Origin of the sequence: Olsenella sp. An188 (assembly GCF_002160255.1) — a bacterium.
In the GTDB taxonomy this organism is placed as follows: domain Bacteria; phylum Actinomycetota; class Coriobacteriia; order Coriobacteriales; family Atopobiaceae; genus Thermophilibacter; species Thermophilibacter avistercoris.
In genome coordinates this window covers 168,746-187,088 of the sequence record NZ_NFKF01000002.1, presented here as the reverse complement: position 1 = coordinate 187,088, position 18,343 = coordinate 168,746, and the positions used below count along the sequence as shown (strand labels likewise).

General features: G+C 70.1%; 14 protein-coding genes and 1 pseudogene. 8 read left to right on the top strand and 7 right to left on the bottom strand.

The window, feature by feature from the left end:
• Positions 1-4 precede the first annotated feature (4 nt).
• From epsC to B5F23_RS03260, 5 genes are all read right to left on the bottom strand, one after another.
• The gene (gene epsC, locus B5F23_RS03280; protein ID WP_241145783.1) at positions 5-634 is read right to left on the bottom strand and encodes a serine O-acetyltransferase EpsC; all 630 of its coding nucleotides are present in this window, start codon (positions 632-634) and stop codon (positions 5-7) included.
• Positions 631-1,551, bottom strand: a complete 921-nt coding sequence (gene cysK, locus B5F23_RS03275) for a cysteine synthase A (protein WP_087351768.1) — start codon at positions 1,549-1,551, stop codon at positions 631-633. The genes epsC and cysK overlap by 4 nt, the downstream gene beginning before the upstream one ends.
• A 106-nt stretch (positions 1,552-1,657) precedes the next feature.
• On the bottom strand, positions 1,658-2,092 hold the full coding sequence (gene pth2 / locus B5F23_RS03270; protein ID WP_087351766.1) for an aminoacyl-tRNA hydrolase: 435 nt from the start codon (positions 2,090-2,092) through the stop codon (positions 1,658-1,660).
• Positions 2,093-2,140: 48 nt separating this feature from the next.
• Entirely contained in the window at positions 2,141-3,319 is a 1,179-nt protein-coding gene (locus B5F23_RS03265) for a cation diffusion facilitator family transporter (RefSeq protein WP_087351764.1), read from the bottom strand.
• Positions 3,320-3,382: 63 nt separating this feature from the next.
• Positions 3,383-4,483, bottom strand: coding sequence for an acyltransferase family protein (locus B5F23_RS03260; RefSeq protein ID WP_087351762.1), 1,101 nt, complete (start codon positions 4,481-4,483; stop codon positions 3,383-3,385).
• Between the two features lie 288 nt (positions 4,484-4,771).
• Here B5F23_RS03260 and B5F23_RS03255 point away from each other — a divergent pair, with 288 nt between their 5' ends.
• The 5 genes from B5F23_RS03255 to B5F23_RS03235 all read left to right on the top strand — a co-directional run bounded on the left by B5F23_RS03255 (position 4,772) and on the right by B5F23_RS03235 (position 10,736).
• Positions 4,772-5,269, top strand: a complete 498-nt coding sequence (locus B5F23_RS03255; RefSeq protein ID WP_158096107.1) for a prepilin peptidase — start codon at positions 4,772-4,774, stop codon at positions 5,267-5,269.
• 237 nt (positions 5,270-5,506) lie between these two features.
• Positions 5,507-6,340 (top strand): HAD family hydrolase, encoded by an 834-nt coding sequence (locus tag B5F23_RS03250; protein WP_158096106.1) that lies wholly within the window; start codon positions 5,507-5,509, stop codon positions 6,338-6,340.
• A gap of 79 nt (positions 6,341-6,419) precedes the next feature.
• Entirely contained in the window at positions 6,420-7,289 is an 870-nt protein-coding gene (locus B5F23_RS03245) for a methylenetetrahydrofolate reductase (RefSeq protein WP_087351756.1), read from the top strand.
• Positions 7,290-7,291: 2 nt separating this feature from the next.
• Entirely contained in the window at positions 7,292-8,005 is a 714-nt protein-coding gene (locus tag B5F23_RS03240; RefSeq protein ID WP_143786348.1) for a vitamin B12 dependent-methionine synthase activation domain-containing protein, read from the top strand.
• Between the two features lie 259 nt (positions 8,006-8,264).
• Positions 8,265-10,736 carry a homocysteine S-methyltransferase family protein gene (locus B5F23_RS03235; RefSeq protein ID WP_087352058.1) on the top strand — a complete coding sequence of 824 codons (2,472 nt, stop codon included), beginning with the start codon at positions 8,265-8,267 and terminating at the stop codon, positions 10,734-10,736.
• Positions 10,737-10,764: 28 nt separating this feature from the next.
• On the opposite strand, the gene B5F23_RS03230 is transcribed toward B5F23_RS03235, so the two are convergent.
• On the bottom strand, positions 10,765-11,340 hold the full coding sequence (locus B5F23_RS03230; protein WP_087351752.1) for a hypothetical protein: 576 nt from the start codon (positions 11,338-11,340) through the stop codon (positions 10,765-10,767).
• Positions 11,341-11,617: 277 nt separating this feature from the next.
• On the opposite strand from B5F23_RS03230, the gene B5F23_RS03225 reads away from it, so the two are divergent.
• Together B5F23_RS03225 and B5F23_RS03220 are read left to right on the top strand one after the other, a co-directional pair.
• Complete coding sequence (locus B5F23_RS03225; protein WP_087351750.1) at positions 11,618-13,444, top strand: NAD(P)-binding protein; 1,827 nt, start codon at positions 11,618-11,620, stop codon at positions 13,442-13,444.
• A complete protein-coding gene (locus B5F23_RS03220) occupies positions 13,438-15,162 on the top strand; it encodes an NADH-dependent [FeFe] hydrogenase, group A6 (RefSeq protein ID WP_087351748.1) in 1,725 nt (574 codons plus the stop codon). Before B5F23_RS03225 ends, B5F23_RS03220 begins: the two co-directional genes overlap by 7 nt.
• A gap of 411 nt (positions 15,163-15,573) precedes the next feature.
• On the opposite strand, the pseudogene B5F23_RS03215 reads toward B5F23_RS03220, so the two are convergent.
• Positions 15,574-16,725, bottom strand: a pseudogene (locus B5F23_RS03215) (IS256 family transposase).
• A 653-nt stretch (positions 16,726-17,378) separates the two neighbouring features.
• Here B5F23_RS03215 and B5F23_RS03210 point away from each other — a divergent pair.
• On the top strand, positions 17,379-18,335 hold the full coding sequence (locus B5F23_RS03210; protein ID WP_087351746.1) for a 3-hydroxyacyl-CoA dehydrogenase: 957 nt from the start codon (positions 17,379-17,381) through the stop codon (positions 18,333-18,335).
• Positions 18,336-18,343: the final 8 nt, after the last annotated feature.

Sequence of the window (18,343 nt, the reverse complement as noted above, 5' to 3'; positions counted from 1 at the left end):
GCGCCTAGCCCTCCTCGATCCAGGTCTCACCGGTGCGGTCCGTGAGGCAGACCACGTCCCCGACGAGCGGGCAGGCGCGCGTGCGCACGACGTGGGCGGGGTTTCCCACCACGGTGACGTTGGCGGGCACGTCGCGCACCACGACCGACCCCGCGCCCACGCGCGCCCCGTCGCCCACGGTGATGGCGCCGAGCACGATGGAGCCCGCGCCGACCATGACGTTGCTGCCGAGGGTGGGGTGGCGCTTGCCGCCGTGCTTTCCGGTCATGCCGAGCGTGGCCCCCTGGTACATGAGGCAGTCGTCCCCGATGATCGCGGTCCCGCCGATGACCACGCCGATCCCGTGGTCCACGACGAAGCGCCGTCCGATCGTCGCAGCCGGGTGGATGTCGGCCCCGTAGCGGATGCGCGAGCGGCGCGCGAGCCAGAGCGCGAGCGTGCGGTGCCCGCGCTCGTAGAGCCAGTGCTGCCGGCGGTAGGCCCGCACGATGCGAAACCCCACGGAGAAGCGCGTGACGTCCGAGACGGACTCGGCGGAGGGGTCGCGCCGGAAGGCGGCCTCGGCGTCCTCGCGGACGAGCTCGCGCAGCGTGGGCGTGGCCGTGCGGGCCGCGCCGTCCTTCTCGCCGCTCACGAGAGCCCCATCGAGAGGTAGCGCTCCCCGGTGTCCGGCAGGACGGCAACGACGGTCCGGCCGCCAAGCTCCGGGCGGCCCGCCAGTGCGAGCGCCGCGGCCACGGCCGCCCCCGAGGAGATGCCCACGAGAAGCCCCAGCTCGCGCCCGAGCCGCAGCTTTGTGGTGACGGCGTCGTCGGAGCTCACGGGGACGACCTCGTCGACCACCGAGCGGTCGAAGTTCTCCGGCACGAAGTTGGCGCCGATGCCCTGGATCTTGTGGGGGCCGGCGGCGCCCCCGGCGAGCACCTGCGACTCCGCGGGCTCGACGGCAAAGGCCAGGACCTCGGGGTTTCTCTCCTTGAGGTAGCGCGCGGCGCCCGAGATGGTGCCGCCCGTGCCCACGCCGGCCACGACGGCCCCCACGGCGCCATCGGTGTCCGCCCAGATCTCCGGGCCGGTGGTCTCGTAGTGCGCGCGCGGGTTGGCGGGGTTTTCGAACTGGCCGGCGACGATGGCGTTCGGCGTGGTCGCGGCGATCTCCTCGGCGCGCGCCACGGCGCCGGCCATGCCTTCGGCGCCCGGGGTGAGCACGACCTCGGCCCCGTAGGCAGCGGCGAGCGCGCGGCGCTCCACCGACATGGTGTCGGGCATGGTGAGGACGAGGTGGTACCCGCGCGCGGCCGCGACCATGGCGAGCCCCACGCCGGTGTTGCCGCTCGTGGGCTCGACGATGGTGCCGCCCGGGGTGAGCCGGCCCTCGCGCTCGGCGGCGTCCACCATGGCGCGCGCCACGCGGTCCTTGGCCGAGCCGCCGGGGTTTGCGGACTCGAGCTTGCCGAGCAGGCACACGTCACAGCCCTTGCCCAGGAGCCCTGAGAGGTCCACGAGCGGGGTGGATCCGATGAGGTCCTCGACGGAGCGTGCTACGCGCATGGTGCCTCCCTTGTCGTTCTTCTCGGCACCCCTAGGGTGGCACTGGTAATCCCTGCGAGCAAGTAGGAATTACGCGCCGGAAACACGGCGCATCGCGCGCCCGCGGCTAGTACAGCGGCAGGTCGCCGGTGAGCGGGTCGATCGTCTCCGCCGGGAGGGGCTCGAAGGCGAGGCAGGTGTAGGTGGGCTCGCCGTGGAACTCGGTGTGGCCCGCGTCGCGCACGAGCGCCACGGCGTGGCCGAGCTCGCGGCCGCGGTCGGCCAGGTCGAGCAGCTCCTCCTCGGAGTCCACGTACACGCAGACCTTGGCCACCCCGGCGTCGAACCAGTCGGTGAGCGGCGTGACGTCGCCCTCGTCGTGCTCGAGCCACGCCCAGCCCTCGCTCGCGCGGACGTCGGCGCCGCGCCCCTCGCGAACGAGTGCCATGAGGACCGCCTCGACGCACGCGTGGCCCGCCTGCGCGGCGATCTTGCCCTTGCGCATCTTGAGGTCGCGGCGCATGACGATCATCTGCTTTGCCCTGTAGCTGCTGGACGGCATGGCTTTCCTTTCTGGGCGTGGGGGATGCGAGGGGACGGCCCCTTCGCATCACTGCCGGGAGGAGACGTAGGAGTCGTCGATCGTGATCTTGCAGATGGCGCGCGGGTAGCGCTCGCGCACGAGCGCGCCGATCCTCTCGCGCAGCTCGCCGGGGGCGAGCGCGCAGTCGGCCGGCCGCACGCAGTCAAAGATGACGTTGGTGTGCGTGGGCCCGGGCACGCAGCGCAGGTCGTGGATGGAGAGGCGCTCGTCGATGCCCTTCACGGCGAGGTCGATCCAGTGGCGCATGTCGCGCACCTCGGGGTCGTTGGTGACGATGGGGTCGTAGTGCAGCGTCATCACCAGCCCCTCCTCGACCTTGAAGTCCTGCTCGATGTTGTCGAGCAGGTCGTGCTGGGCGAGCGGGTCGCCCTCCGCGGCCATCTCGACGTGGGCGCTCGCGAACTGCCGCCCGGGGCCGTAGTCGTGGACCATGAGGTCGTGCGTGCCGAGCACGCCCGGGTAGCTCATGATGCGCGCGCGGATGCGCTCCACGTAGGCCGGGTCCGGCACGCGTCCCAGAAGCGGGCTCACCGCCTCGCGCACGAGCTCCACGCCGCTCCAGCAGATGAAGGCGCCCACGGCAAGTCCCGCCCAGCCGTCCAGGTCAAAGCCCGTGAGCTGGGAGATGACGGCGCTCGCGAGGACGGCGGCGGTCGAGATGACGTCGTTTCTGGAGTCGACGGCCGTGGCCTCGAGGGTCTCCGAGGAGATGGCCCTCCCCAGGCGCCGGTTGAACGTCGACATCCAGAGCTTGACGGCCATCGAGGCGACGAGCACCACCACGACGGCCGGGCCGAACTCGGTGGGCTCGGGGTGCGCGATCTTCTCGACGGAGGAGCCAAGGAGGTTGATGCCGATGGCGCAGACGAGCACGGCGACCACGAGGCCGGCCAGGTACTCGTAGCGCCCGTGGCCGTAGGGGTGCTCGTCGTCCGCGGGACGGCTCGCCAGCTTGAAGCCGAGCAGGCTCACCACGTTGCTCGAGGCGTCGGAGAGGTTGTTGAGCGCGTCCGCGACGATGGAGACGGATCCGGCGAGAAGCCCCACCGCGCCCTTGCCCAGGCACAGCGCCACGTTGCAGACGATGCACGTGACGCTCGCCACCAGGCCGTAGCGCGTGCGGACCGCCGGGTCGCCCACGTCGTCGGCGTTGGGAACGAACACCCTCACAAGCCAGCTCGTCATCAGACACTCCCCTCAAAGCGCAAGGCAGGGGAAAGTATACGCGCACCGCGGAGCCGCGGGGCCTCAGGCCAGCCCGAGCGCCCTCAGCACCGAGATCCTGACGAGGCGGTCAAAGGCAAACACGCCGGCGAGAAGAACCACGCTCGCCACGATCCCCACCAAAAGCAGGGCGGCCTCCCCGCCGAGCGCGAGCGCGTCTGCGCAGAGCGCGTCCATCGCGGGGTGCCAGGCGGCGGTGAAGATCGACTGCGCCACGTAGGAGCCGAGGATCGAGGGGGTCACGGCGCAGACGAGGCGCGCCGGCCGCGAGACGGCCTCCGGGGCCGGCCGCGCGACCGCGAGGGAGAGCGACGCGACGGCCAGCGCAAACGAGACGAGCGAGGTCGACTTGAACGAGAGCGCGCCGAGCAGCCACGTGTTGGACGTGAGGCCGGCCGCGCCCTCGGCGAGAAGCGCCGCGGCGCCGCAGGCGCCGAGCAGCGCCGCGGGGCGCGAGAGGTTCTTCTCGGCGAGGCACGCCCCGACGAGGAACGCCGCGAGGTAGCTCACGGCGCTCATGAGCTTGCGCCACTCGAGCAGGCCGCGGGAGTCGCTGCCGGGGGAGACGAAGGCGATGTAGGCGTTGACCGCGAAGACCGCGACCACGATGGCCGCCACGACGGCCCTCGGGCGCGAGACGCGGCTCCAGACCCAGCCCATCACGGGCGTGGCGACCACGATGGCGAGGTAGACCCAGATGAACTGGAGGCCCCCGACCAGCCAGCTCGTCTCGTGCAGGGAGACGCGGTCGATCGGCGTGACCCAGGTGCTCACGGCGAGGGCGATGAGGGCGTAGACGACGACCGTGGCAAGGATGGGGAGGGCGCGCCGGACGGTGCGCCGGGCCTGGTCGGTCCAGTAGCGGTCGCCTCCGGCCGCCGACGCGGCCCTCGGCAGGAGGTAGTAGCCCGAGATGAGGAAGAAGACGTGGTTGCCGTAGGCGCCGAGCAGGCTGATGAGGCCGACCGCGACGAGCGTGAGCGGGCTGGCCGCCCAGCTTCCGTCGGTGGCCGCCTCGAACCACGGCTGGAAGGTGTGGAAGATGGCGATGCCGACGATGGCGACCAGGCGCAGCGCCTCGACGCGGGGGTTGCGCTGCTTGTGGGTCTGGGTCCTGTGGCTCATGCGGTCCTCTCGTGTGGCGTCTGGCCCGCGCGCCGCTCGTCGCGGCCGGGCTGCTGGGGGACAAGTATAGACCGTTCCCGAATCTTCCACGAATCTATCGCGCGCTGTCCCGGCCTGTCTCGTCGCAGGTAGCGGCGTGTGTTTCGGGCGCCTGCGGGTGCGTGCGGGGCGGGGGCGCGCGCACCCGCGCGCACGCGTGCGCCTAGAATCGCCCGAACGACGCGTGCGGCGCGGGGCGCCGCGAAGGGGGTGGTCACTGTGTGGGGAGCTTCTCTCTGGGCGCCACGGGTGGCGTCACTCGACGCGCCGCCGCCCGCGCTCGACGCGGCCTGCCTCGCCGCGCTGGCGACGGCGCTCGCCGTGGCGTCTGCCACGGACCTGGAGAGGCGCGTCGTGCCAAACGGCTGCGTCGCCGCGGCCGCGCTGTCCGGCGCGCTCCGGGCTGCGGCGTGCGGGGAGCTCGCGCACGCCCTCGCCGGGGCCCTCGCGGTGCTCGCGGTCATGCTCGGCGCGGCGCTCCTCTCGCTGCGGGCGCGTGGGGAGCCGGGCGTGGGCGGCGGAGACGTCAAGCTGCTCGCCGCGGTCGCGACGTGGGTCGGGCCGGCCGCGGGGCTCGCGGTGGTCGCGGCGGCGTGCGCGCTCGGGGTGCTCTGGTGGCTGGCGGCGCGGGGAGTGAGCCTCGCGCTCGGGCGCGGCGCGCCCCGCGGGGAGGGGATTGCCCTTGCGCCCGCGATCGCCCTAGCCGCCCTCACGGTGGTCCTTCTCCCCCTGTGGGCAGGCCGGTGACCCTCTGGCTGCCCCGGCCTACCGTCTGCGACTTTGTGGGCGGCGTGGCGCTCGCCGACGGTTATATCTAGAATGAGTCGCGTGCCGGAACCCCAACACCTGGCGTGCGACGTGTTCGGGCGCGGCGGCCCCCGACCGTCGCGCCTGCTCCTTCCAGCAGGCCGTGTGCGGGCGCTCGGCATGGGGCGTGCGCGCGGCGCACGCGCCCGTCCACGGCCTGCTTCGAAGGGACCTCACGTGATCAAGCTCGTGCTCTCCGACCTCGACGCCACGCTCATCTGGCGGGAGGACCACGTGGTCACGCCGTTTGCGCTCGAGGCGATCCACGAGGCGCAGGCGGCCGGCGTCCACTTCGTTCCGTGCACGGGGCGCATCTACCGCGACCTCCCGGCCATGTTCGCCGGCGACGAGGCGGCGTGCGCCACGGCGGTGACGAGCAACGGGCAGCTGGTCTACCTCGACGGGGAGCTCGTCGAGCGGGTGCCCATCGAGCGTGACGCGCTGGTCGCCGTGGCGGGGCTGCTCGCGGACGTGCCGGACGCCTACCTCGTCGTGGAGTACGGCGGCGAGAAGGTCGCGGTGGGGGCTGACCTGGGGTACGTGCTCGCGCACCCGGACAACTTCTGGCGCGTGGAGAGCGCCCTTCCCGAGGTGCCGCTCGAGTCCTGCTACAAGGCGAACGTGCGCGTCGTGGGGAGCTTCGGCCGCTGCCAGGAGGTGGCCGCGTGGCTGGGCGCCGAGCTCGCCGAGCTCGACTTCGTGTGCCCGATGCCCGGGACGCCGCACATAGACCTCACGCCACACGGCTTTGGCAAGGACCACGGCGGGGACTTCCTCATGGAGCGGCTCGGGCTCTCCCCGGAGGAGGTGTGCTGCTTCGGCGACGCGGAGAACGACCTCGCGGTGCTCAGGCACTACGAGAACTCGGTGGCCGTGGCCAACGCGGTGCCGGCGGTGCTGGAGTGCGCCCGCTACCGGATCGGGCCGGCGCGGGAGGAGTCGGTGGCCCGCGCGCTGCTCGACATCGCCGCGGCGACGCGCGCCGGGAGGATGCCGGACTTCATGGGCTGACGCCCGGGGGCGAGGCGCGCGGCCGGGGCGGCGGACGGGTAAGATGGGCACAACCGCGTCGCATAGAGAGGGGCCGGGCATGAGGATCGCAGACAAGCTCGCCGGGGGTCAGACGTTTTCCTTCGAGATCTTCCCGCCGAAGGGGGAGATGCCGCTCGAGTGCGCCTACGTCGTGGCGAGCGAGATGGCCGCGGACCGGCCGGACTGGATATCGGTCACGTACTCGGCGGGCGGCTCGGGCAACTCCGCAAACACCGTCCCCATAGCCGCCTCCATCGAGCGGGACCTCGGCGTGACGGCGCTCGCGCACCTCACCTGCCTCGGCTCCACGCGCGCCGACGTGGACGCGTACGTGGCGGCGCTCGACGGGGCGGGGATAGAGAACGTGCTCGCGCTGCGCGGCGACCGCGCCCCGGGACGCGAGGAGCGCGACTTCGCACACGCCTCCGACCTCATCGCGTACCTTCGCGGGCGCGGCTGCGACCTGTGCATCGGGGCGGCGTGCTACCCGGAGGGCCACGTCGAGTCGCCGAGCGAGCAGGAGAGCTTCGAGAGCCTGTACAAGAAGCAGGAGGCGGGCGCCGACTACCTGGTGTCCCAGCTCTTCTTTGACAACGAGGACTTCTACCGCTTCCGCGAGAAGTGCCTGCGCCACCGCGTGCGCCTCCCGGTCGTGGCGGGCATCATGCCGTTCACGAGCGTGCGGCAGATCCAGCGCATGGCCTTCACCTGCGGCGCTTCGATTCCGGCCAAGGTGGTGAAGCGCCTCGTGCTCGCGGGGGACGACCCGGCGGACCAGGCGCGCGCGGGCATCGAGTACGCCTGCGAGCAGCTCGTGGACCTCGCCGCAAACGGTGTCGACGGCCTGCACGTCTACAGCATGAACAAGCCCGGCGTGGCGCACGCGGCGCGCGAGGCTCTCGTCGCGTGCGGCTACCTGGGGGCGTGAGCGTGCCGGGGGCGGCCCGGACCTACGAGGTCGGCTCGGTCGACCGCGGCGAGGTGCTGCGCTACCTGGGGTATCGCGACCAGCTGATCGACGAGGGGCTCGACGCGCGCATCGACGAGGTGGTGGCGCGCTGTCTTGCCGTGTCACGCGCGCGGGGAGTGACGCGCGTCTTTGAGGTCGCGGGCCGCGACGAGCGGGACGGCGCACCCGTGGTCCGGCTGTCCGGCACGGCGCTCGAGCTCGTGGGCCGATCGATCGACGAGCACCTGGACGGGGCGGTTGCCGTGGGCGTGCTCGCCGTGACGGCGGGCATGGGCCTCGACGCGGAGCTGCGCAGGCTCTCCCTCACGGACCGCGTGGCGCAGGTCATCCTCGACGCGGCGGGCTCTGCCGTGGTCGAGCGGGCCGCGGACGCCGCGGAGGCGGACCTTGTGGCCGAGGCGGCGGCTCGGGGGCTCTTCTGCGGGTCGCGCTTCTCGCCTGGGTACGGCGATTTTCCGCTCGAGACGCAGCCGGTGCTGCTGGCGGCGCTGGACGCGCAGCGCTCGCTCGGGATCACGCTCTCCAGGTCGCTGCTCATGTCCCCCGCCAAGAGCGTGACCGCCGTGGTGGGCCTCTTCGAGCGCCCGCGCGGGACGGTCCGGGCCTCGTGCGCCGCGTGCCCGTGTCGCGACTTCTGCCTGCTGCGGCGGTCCGGTCGGGTTTGTCGCAGCTGAGGCGCGCGGGCTGGTCGGTGCAGCTTCCGGACGGTTTTGGGGTCGGAACCGTCCGCAACCCGCACGTTCTTCTCGAACGTGCGGCTTCCGGTCACTTTGACGTCCGAAACCGTCCGCAACCTGCACGTTCTTCTCGAACGTGCAGTTCCCGGACGCTTTGGGCGAGAAGAACGTCCAAAGTCAGCACGTTCTCGCGCGCCGGGCGCGCGCCCGGCGCTGCTACGATGAGATGTCAGAAAAGATGCTGATGGGAGGCACCATGCTTGATGCCAGCGTCACCGACCCGACCGACCGCACCCGCCGCCCGGCCGGCGGCCCCCTTGCCGCCGCGCTGCGCGGGGAGGGGTTCCTGCTCTTTGACGGCGCCATGGGAACGCAGCTCCAGGCGCGCGGGCTCGCCGCCGGGGAGCTGCCGGAGCTGCTGTGCCTCACCAACCCCGACGAGGTCACCCAGATCCACGCGTCGTACGTGGCCGCCGGCGCGGACGTGGTGACCACCAACACCTTCGGAGCCAACGCGGACAAGCTGGGGGACGCGGCCACGGTGGAGGAGGTCTTTGGCGCCGCGGTCGCCTGCGCCCGGGCCTCGGGGGCGCGCTACGTTGCCGCCGACATCGGTCCGACCGGCCAGCTGCTCGCGCCGATGGGCCCGCTCGCCTTCGAGGACGCCTACGAGCTCTTTGCCCGGCAGGTCCGCGCGGCCGAGGCCGCCGGCGCCGACCTCTTCGTGGTCGAGACCATGGCAGACCTCGCCGAGGCAAAGGCGGCGCTGCTGGCCGTGCGCGAGAACTCGGGCCTTCCCGCCCTCGTCACGATGACCTTCCAGGAGGACGGCCGGACCTTCCTCGGTACCACGCCCGAGGTGGCGGCGCTCACGCTCTCCTCGCTCGGCGCTGCTGCCGTGGGCGTCAACTGCTCGCTCGGGCCGGCCGACGTGGCGCCGCTCGTGGAGCGGATGCTCCCCTGGGCGAGCTGCCCGGTGATGGCGCAGGCAAACGCCGGCCTGCCGCGCGTGGAGGGCGGCGTCACCGTCTATGACGTGGGGCCCGACGAGTACGCGGCGGCCGTGGCGGTCATGCTCGACGCGGGCGTCACCATCGTGGGGGGCTGCTGCGGCACCACGCCGGAGCACGTCGCGGCTGAGCGCGCGCTTCTTGCCGCCCGCCGCCCGGCGCCGCACCGCGTGCGGGACTGCTTTGCCGTCTGCGGGCCGCAGCGCCTGGTGGCGCTCGAGGCCGGCCAGGTCGGCGTCATCGGCGAGCGCATCAACCCCACGGGCAAGCGCAAGATGAAGGAGGCCCTGCGCTCCGGCAACCACGACCACCCGCTCGCGGAGGCCATCGCGCAGGAGCGCGCCGGCGCGCAGATCCTGGACGTCAACGCGGGCCTGCCGGAGATCGACGAGCGTGCGGTGATGTGCCAGCTCGTCTCGGAGCTGCTCGGCGTGACCACGCTGCCGCTGCAGATAGACGCCTCTGACCCTGCCGTCATCGAGGCCGCCGTGCGCAGCTACCCCGGCAAGGCGCTCATCAACTCCGTCAACGGCAAGGCCGAGAGCCTCGCCGCCGTGCTGCCCGTCGCCGCGCACTATGGCTGTGCCGTCGTGGGCCTCACGCTGGACGAGGACGGCATCCCGCCCACGGCCGAGGGACGCCTCGCGGTGGCGTGCAAGATCGTGGCCGCGGCAGATGCGCTCGGCATCCCGCGCCACGACGTGGTCATCGACTGCCTGGCCATGGCCGCCTCGACCGACCAGACGGCCCCGCGCGCCATCCTGGATGCCATCCGCGCCGTGAAGGCCGAGCTCACGGGCGTGCGCACGGTGCTCGGCGTGTCCAACATCAGCTTCGGCCTGCCCTTCCGGCCGCTCGTCAACGCCACGTTCCTCTCGGCCGCCTTCGGCGCGGGGCTCGACCTCGCGATCATCAACCCGGGCGCGCGACGCATGATGGACGTGGTGGACTCCTGGCGCGTCCTCTCCGGCGAGGACGAGCAGGCCCGCTTCTACGTGGAGCACTACGCGGACCGCAGCGACGCCGCGCCCGCAGCCGCGCCCGGCGAGAAGAACGTCAAGCTCCCGGCTCCGGATGCCGCGGCGCCGGCCGACCCCGTCTCCCGCGCGCGCGAGCTCGTCCTGACCGGCCGCGAGGCGGCGATGCCCGACGTCATGCGCGAGGTTCTTCTCGCCCACGACGCGCTCTTTGCCATCAACGAGGTGCTCGTGCCCGCGCTCGACGAGGTAGGGCGGCGCTTCGAGGCGGGGACGTTCTTCCTCCCGCAGCTCATGGCGGCCGCGGAGGCGGCCAAGGCGGGCTTCGAGGTCATCCGCGAGACGGCCTCGACGGACGGGGCGACGCTGTCGGGCAGGGGCCCGGTCGTCATCTGCACCGTGCACGGGGACATCCATGACATCGGCAAGAACATCGTGCGCATGCTGCTCGAGAACTACGGCTTCGAAGTCGTCGACCTCGGGCGCGACGTGGCGCCCGAGGTCGTGGTGGATGCCGTGGTGGCGCGCCGCGCCCCCCTCGTGGGGCTCTCGGCGCTCATGACCTCGACGGTTCCCGCCATGGCGGAGACCATCGAGCTGCTGCGCGAGCGCGCGCCGTGGTGCAAGGTCGTGGTGGGCGGCGCCGTCCTCACGCCCGAGTACGCGCAGATGGTGGGCGCCGACTTCTACGCCCGTGACGCCACGGACACCGCGCGCATCGCGGGCGAGGTGCTGGGGTAGCCGCCCCGCGCGACGCTCGGGGCGCGCCCTACGCGGTGGCGAATATCTGCCCGAGCTCGGCGGCGGAGCTGCTGTCCATGGTCCAGGTGCCGTCGGCGTTGGTGTAGGTGAGCTCGAGGTCCTTGGTGGACGGCTCGAGCGAGTCCATGGCCTCCATCAAAAGCTCGCCGATCCGGGCGTTGAAGGCCTCCTCGTCGGAGAGCAGGCTCAGGATGTCCGGGTCCTCGCTGAGCTCGGTCATCATGTTCTCGAGCTCGTCGTAGAGGTCCATGGCGGACTTGCAGGTGATGCTGACCTGCGCGGTGGCGGTGTCGCCGTCAACCGTGATGTCGCCGATCGAGTAGTCAAAGCCGTCGAGCAGCGAGCGCGCGAACTCGGTCCCGTCGATGCCGTACGGCTCGAGCTGCGAGGTGTCGACGCTGCCCATCAGCTCCTCGATGGTGGCGTCGTCGACGTTCTTGACCTCGTCGAGCGTTGCGGTGAGGTCGTCGCGAATCGCCTGCTCGGGGTTGGCCGACGAGCAGCCCCCGAGCACGACCCCGCAGCTCACGGCCACGACGACCGCCAGGGATGCGACGAGCGCGCGAATGGTTCCTCTCTTCATGAGTCCTCCTCCTAGAGTTCCCTTCCTTGAGGGAAGTATGTCAGCTTTCGTTCAGGGGGGAGCATCCTCTCGGCTGACGGTCGCCACGGCCCCTCCCGGTGGACCGCGGCCCCATGCCGCTCACCTGGCGAGAAGAACCTCGAGGACCGCTCGCCGCCCGCCCGCGCTTCTCGCCGAATGGGCGTGCCCGAGGCCCCGCGAGGCAGCGTATCGTTACTTAACTGCGCCGCATCCGGGGGGATGCGGCACGACTCCATACAGTGCAAGGAGAGGGCCTATGGCAAGAATGCACGTCATGGAGCAGAGCGAGTCCCAGGCGATCATGTCGAGCATGCACGAGATGCTCGAGAAGCGCCTCTCGGTGAGCTCGCTGGCTCCGTGCCCCGTCGAGTTCACGGCCTCCTACGTGGCGATGTGCGCCACGCAGAGCTGTGGAAAGTGCACGCCGTGCAGAAACGGTCTGCGGATGCTCCGCCACCTGTTCAACGACGTGCTCAACAACCGCGCGACGATGGAGACGCTCGACCTCATCGAGTCCACCGCGCGCACGGTGTACCTGTCGAGCGACTGCGCCATCGGGTACGAGGCGGGCGAGGTGGCCCTCATGGCCATCCGCGGCTTCCGGGACGACTTCGAGCACCACGTCACCAAGCACGCCTGCGGCTTCTCGCAGCACCAGACGGTGCCGTGCGTCTCCGGCTGCCCGGCCGGCGTGGACATCCCCGGCTACATCGCGCTCGTCGAGGCGGGCCGCTACACCGAGGCCGTGCGCCTCATCCGCAAGGACAACCCGCTGCCGCTCGTGTGCGGCCTGGTGTGCGAGCACCCCTGCGAGATGCACTGCCGCCGCGGCATGGTGGACGACCCGATGAACATCCGCGGCCTCAAGCGCTACGCCGTGGAGCACGCCGGGGACTACCGCCCCAACATCAAGCCCGCCACGGGCAAGCGCGTCGCCGTCATCGGCGGTGGCCCGGCCGGCCTCAGCTGCGCCTACTACCTCACGCTCATGGGCCACAAGGTCAAGATCTTCGAGCAGCGCGCCCACCTCGGCGGCATGCTGCGCTACGGCATCCCCAACTACCGCCTCCCGCGCGAGCAGCTCGACTCCGAGATCCAGTGGATCTTGGACTGCGGCATAGAGGTCGAGAAGAACCACGCGGTGGACGGCGAGGAGATGAGCCGCCTGCGCGAGGAGTACGACGCCGTCTACCTGGCCATCGGCGCGCACGCCGACAAGAAGCTCGGCCTGCCGGGCGAGGACGCCGAAGGCGTCATGTCCGCCGTCAAGCTCCTGCGCGACATGGGAGACGACAAGGCCCCCAACTTCAGCGGCCTGACCGTGGCCGTGGTCGGCGGTGGCAACGTGGCCATGGACGTGGCCCGCACCTCCGTACGCCTCGGCGCCGAGCGCGTGGTCATCGCGTACCGTCGCCGCGTCGCGGACATGACCGCCCAGGACGAGGAGATCGCCGGCGCCGAGGCCGAGCGCTGCGAGATCATGGACCTGCACGCGCCCAAGGAGGTCATGGTCGACGAGGCCGGCCACGTCTGCGGGCTCAAGGTGGAGCCTCAGATCATCGGCGGCCTCAAGCGCGGGCGCCCTGCGCCGCGTCCCGCCGAGGGCGGCGACGTCGTGGTCCCGTGCGACCGCGTGGTGGTCGCCATCGGCCAGGACATCGACTCGGCCACCTTCGAGGAGCGGGGCGTGCCCTGCAAGTGGGGCCGCATCGTCACGGACCCGGACGGCGCCGTGCCCGGCCAGGACGGGCTCTTCTCCGGCGGAGACTGCCAGAGCGGCCCGGCAACCGTCATCCGCGCCATCCACGCGGGCAAGGTCGCGGCCGGCAACATCGACAACTACCTCGGCTTCAACCACACCATCGAGCTTGACGTGGAGCTGCCGCCCGTCCAGTTCAAGGGCAAGATCAGCTGCGCGCGCTGCGAGATGCGCGAGCGCGAGGCGCACGAGCGGATCTACGACTTCGACATCGTCGAGAACGGCCTCACCGACGAGGAGGCGCACCAGGAGGCTTCGCGCTGCCTGCGCTGCGACCACTTCGGCTTTGGCGCGTTCCGCGGGGGGAGGATCGAGCAGTGGTAAACCTCACCATAGACGGCCGCGCCGTGAGCGTCACCGAGGGCACGTCCATCCTCGACGCCGCCGCCCAGGTCGGCATCAAGATCCCAACGCTGTGCTACCTGCGCGAGCTCAACGAGATCGGCGCCTGCCGCATCTGCGTCGTCGAGATCGAGGGCATCGACCAGCTCGTCGCCGCCTGCAACAACACCGTGCTCGAGGGCATGGTCGTCCGCACCAACAGCCCCAAGGTCCGCGTGGCGCGCCGCATGAACATGGAGCTCTTGCTCGCCACGCACGACTCCGAGTGCACGAGCTGCGTGCGCTCCGGCAACTGCACGCTGCAGACGCTCGCCAACGACCTCGGCATCTCCGAGCTCCCCTACGAGAAGCGCCTCATGCACGACCCGTGGGACAAGTCCTTCCCGCTCATCCGCAACAACGACAAGTGCGTCAACTGCCTGCGCTGCATCCAGGTGTGCGAGAAGATCCAGGGCCTCGGGGTGTGGGACCTCGCCAACCGCGCCACGCACACGAGCGTGAACGTGCGCGGCGGCGGCTCGATCGCCGAGTCCGACTGCACGCTCTGCGGCCAGTGCATCACCCACTGCCCGACCGGGGCGCTGCGCGAGCGCGACGACACGGGCAGGGTTTTCGACGCCCTCGCCGACCCGGACAAGGTCGTCGTGGTGCAGATCGCGCCGGCCGTGCGCGCCGCCTGGGGCGAGAGCCTCGGCCTCGCTCGCGGCGAGGCCACCGTCGGCCGCCTGGTCGCCGCGCTGCGCCAGATGGGCGTGGACTACGTCTTTGACACGGACTTCTCGGCCGACCTCACCATCATGGAGGAGGGAAGCGAGCTGCTCCACAAGCTCGCGCACAGAGACGAGAACACCTTCCCGATGTTCACGAGCTGCTGCCCGGGCTGGGTGCGCTACGTCAAGGCGGTCCGCCCGGAGTTCACCGCGCAGCTCTCCACGTCAAAGTCGCCGGGCCAGATGTTCGGCGCCGTGACGAAGAGCTACTTCGCCGAGCTCAAGGGCATCGACCCCCACAACATCTTCTGCGTGGAGATCATGCCGTGCACGGCCAAGAAGGCCGAGGTCGCCATCCCCACGATGGTCGACGCCTGCGGCGACCCGGACGTGGACGTGTCCATCACCACGCGCGAGGTCGACCGCATGATCCGCGCGGAGCACATCGACGCCACGACCCTGCCCGAGGAGGACTTCGACGACCCGCTCGGCACGGCCACCGGCGCCGGCGTGATCTTCGGGGCCACGGGCGGCGTCATGGAGGCGGCGCTGCGCACGGCCTACCACGTGGTCACCGGAGAGACCCCGCGCCCGGACGCGTTCTCCGCGGTCCGCGGGCTCGAGGGCTGGAAGGAGGCCACGTTCGACCTGGCGGGCACCCCGGTTCGCGTTGCCGTGGTGAGCGGCCTGGCCAATGCCGGCAAGCTGCTCGACGCGCTCGCGGCCGGCGAGGTGAGCTACGACTTCGTGGAGGTCATGGCCTGCCCGGGCGGCTGCGCGGGCGGCGGCGGCCAGCCCATCCACGACGGCGAGGAGCTCGCCGGCGTGCGCGGCGACGTGCTGTGGGGGCTCGACCGCAAGGCAAAGCTGCGCAACTCCTACGAGAACCCCTCCATCGAGGCAATCTACCGGGACTACCTTGGCGAGCCGCTCTCCGAGCGCGCCGAGGAGCTCCTGCACACCGACCACTTCGCCTGGTCCATGCACTGATGTGAGAGGGCGTTCCCTCCGTGTCTTTTTCGGCCCGCACCGTCACCCCCCGCGGTGCGGGCCGTTTTGTGTTGGCGGCTGGGCCGCGCTCAAAGAATCCGCGTCATGGCGAGAAGAACCCCTGAGCTGCTTAACAATCCGGGTTATGGCAGCGAGCGCGCCAAACCTGCTTAACAATCCCGGGTTGTGGCACGGCTCAAGCAGCAAAAAGGTTCTTCTCGCCCGGCGATAAGTGCCATAACCCCGAATTACTAAGCGTTCCGCCGCCTCGCGCTGCCATAACCCGGGATTCGTAAGCAGCCCCAACACCCCGCATTGCCATAACCCCGGATTCGTAAGCAGCCTGCCGCCCCGGTACCGTCAAGATTCTTGCGAACTTTCCTATAGGCCCGCCTCACGGTGCGGCCACTCCTACAGCAGCGTCACGTCCAGGTATCGGCGGGAGCCCCATTCGCTCTCGACGACGTACTTCAGCCTCGCGGTCACGAGCATGAGGGCGCTCCTCCCGTCCGGGAAGGTGCCTACAACGCGGGTGCGACGGCGAATCTCGCGGTTGAGCCGCTCGATGGCATTGTTGGTCCTGATTCTCCTCCAGTGCTCTCGCGGGAAGCGAGTGTAGATCAGGGTCTCGGCGTACCCCTCGCGCGCGACATTCGTGGTCTCCCCGAGCCTCATAGACTCGAGCTCGTCAGTCACGGCAAGGGCCTTGGCCTCGGAGGCCTCGCGCGACTCCATGGCGTGGATCGCCTTGAGCATCGCGGCCCCCTTCGCACGCCTCGTCCTCGGCACCTTCGCCAGTACGTTGCGGTAGAAGTGGACCGTGCAGCGCTGGTAGGCCGCCTCGGGGAACACCTCGGCGATCGACCCGACCATCCTGGCGGCCTTGTCGCCGGTGAACATGCGCACGCCCCTGAGGTCCCTGGCCCTCAGCCACAAGAGGAACTCGCGCCAGCACTTGGCGTACTCCGTGAAGCCCTCGGCGGCTCCTATGACCTCGCGGTAGCCGTCGTCGTTCACCCCTATGGCGACCATCACAGCCACGTTCTCGTAGCCCTCGCCCCAGCTGCGCTTGAGGTAGATGCCGTCGACGTAGACGTAGGGGTAGACCCTCTCGAGCGGGCGGTTGCGCCCTCCCCGTCCGACACGAACGCCTTCTCGTTTAGATTGGAGACGGTTGCGGCGGAGACGCTCGAGCCCCAGAGGATCTCCGAGACCTCCTCGATCCGCCTAGTCGAGACCCCCGCCAGGTACATCTCGATCATCGTCTCCTCGACCGAGGTCTCGCGTCTGCGGTAGCGCTCGATGATCGACGTGGTGAACCGCATCCCCTTCAGCTTGGGCATGTGGATGGTCACCTCCCCCGAGGTGGTGGCCAGCTTCCGGTCGTAGTGGCCCGCGCGGTAGGCTTCCCTCTCCGCGGTACTCTCGTAGCGCTCCGTGCCGACCAGGTCCGGCCTCCTCCTCGAGCGGGCCGTTCAGGGTGTCCTCGACGGTCCCCCTGACGAGCTCGCGCAGGTCGGACTTCAGGGACTCCTCGTTCAATGTTACGATAGGCTCGGGCATGGCTCTCCTCCAACATGACTCTTGTCTCGACAACTCGAATCATACCGGGACAGACCGTGCCCTCCTTCCTACCTGGACGCTATTCCGCTGTCAAAGTGCGCAAGAAATTGTACGTTACCAGCAGCGCCTTGTTGCATGTGGGGATGTCGCGCTTGCTCGAGTGCGGGGCGGTCGCGGTTTCGGTTTGCGGGACTCCTTCTTTCGTGAGCATCGGGGGGCCTTTTCTTCTTGGGAATGGGCGCAAACTTCTTTCCGCTTTGCGGTGCCTGCCATTCAGGCGCCTCTGCTGCGGATTTTACGGGCGGTACCATATGAGCCGACTCCAGATGCCGTGAGGACTGGCCGCAGGTACCGCGCCTCGCTGGCTCGCGTTTTCAAATCGGGCTACTACCTATTGAGCGGATTCTGCTCTGGGCGGCAGAGGAGTGATGCGTGGGCCCGAGAGAGGGCGTGCCGAGCTGTTGTAAAACAGGGAACGGCTGTGGTTTATCTCGTCAAGCCTGACAGTGTCTAGGCGCAATTTTATTGGCATGACGACCCCTCCTCCCGCCGCTAACCGAGAGGAGGAGCCGTCCGTCCGAGGTTCTTCTCGCCAGATTGTTGTTTGGGGGCACACTTCCCCTTGTCTTGAAACCGACGAAGGGAGTGTTCCAATGAAGGTCGAGGACGTTCGCAACGTTACGGTAGCTGGCGGCGGTACGCAGGGCAGCCAGATCGCGTCGCAGATTGCCTACAAGGGCTACAACGTCACGGTGTGGGTGCGCAGCGAGGAGTCCATCGCCCGCGCGATGCCGCGCTTTGAGATGGTGCGCGGCCAGTACCTCGACGCGCTCGAGCAGATGAAGTCGGGCGACCCCGGGGCGTACTGCCGCGGGCTCTCCGACGAGCGCGACCTCACCCCCGAGCAGATCGACGAGCTCAAGGCGCAGGCCGAGGAGCGTCTCGACGCCATCAGCTTTGTCGTGGACTACGACATCGCCTTCGGCAACGCCGACGTCGTGGTCGAGTGCATCAACGAGAACCCCGCGGAGAAGACCGCGTTCTACACGGAGCTCGCCAAGCACCTCCCGGAGCGGACGGTTCTTCTCACCGACTCGTCCACGATGCTGCCGAGCATGTTTGCGGAGGCGACCGGTCGCCCGGACCGTTTCATGTCCTTCCACTTTGCCAACCAGATCTGGCGCAACAACATCACCGAGCTCATGCGCCAGGACAAGACGAGCGACGAGACTTTTGAGCTGGCGAAGGACTTTGCCAAGGCGATCGGCATGGTTGGCCTGCCGCTCAACAAGGAGCAGCCGGGCTACATCCTGAACACCCTGCTCATCCCGTGGCTCAAGGCGGCGGTGGGGCTGGTGGCCGACGGCGTCGCGGACGTGGAGACCGTCGACCTCACCTGGACGCTCGCCACGGGCGCCGACCCCATGCAGAGCCCGTTCCGCAAGCTTGACCGCATCGGCCTGCCGCTGGCCTGGAAGATCATCGGCATGGACCCGGCGGCGCAGAACCCCGACTCCACGGTGGCGAGGAGCGTCGCGCTGCTGAAGAGCTACATCGACGCGGGCAAGACCGGCGTCGCCGCGGGCGAGGGCTTCTACAAGTACGAGTAGGCCTCTGG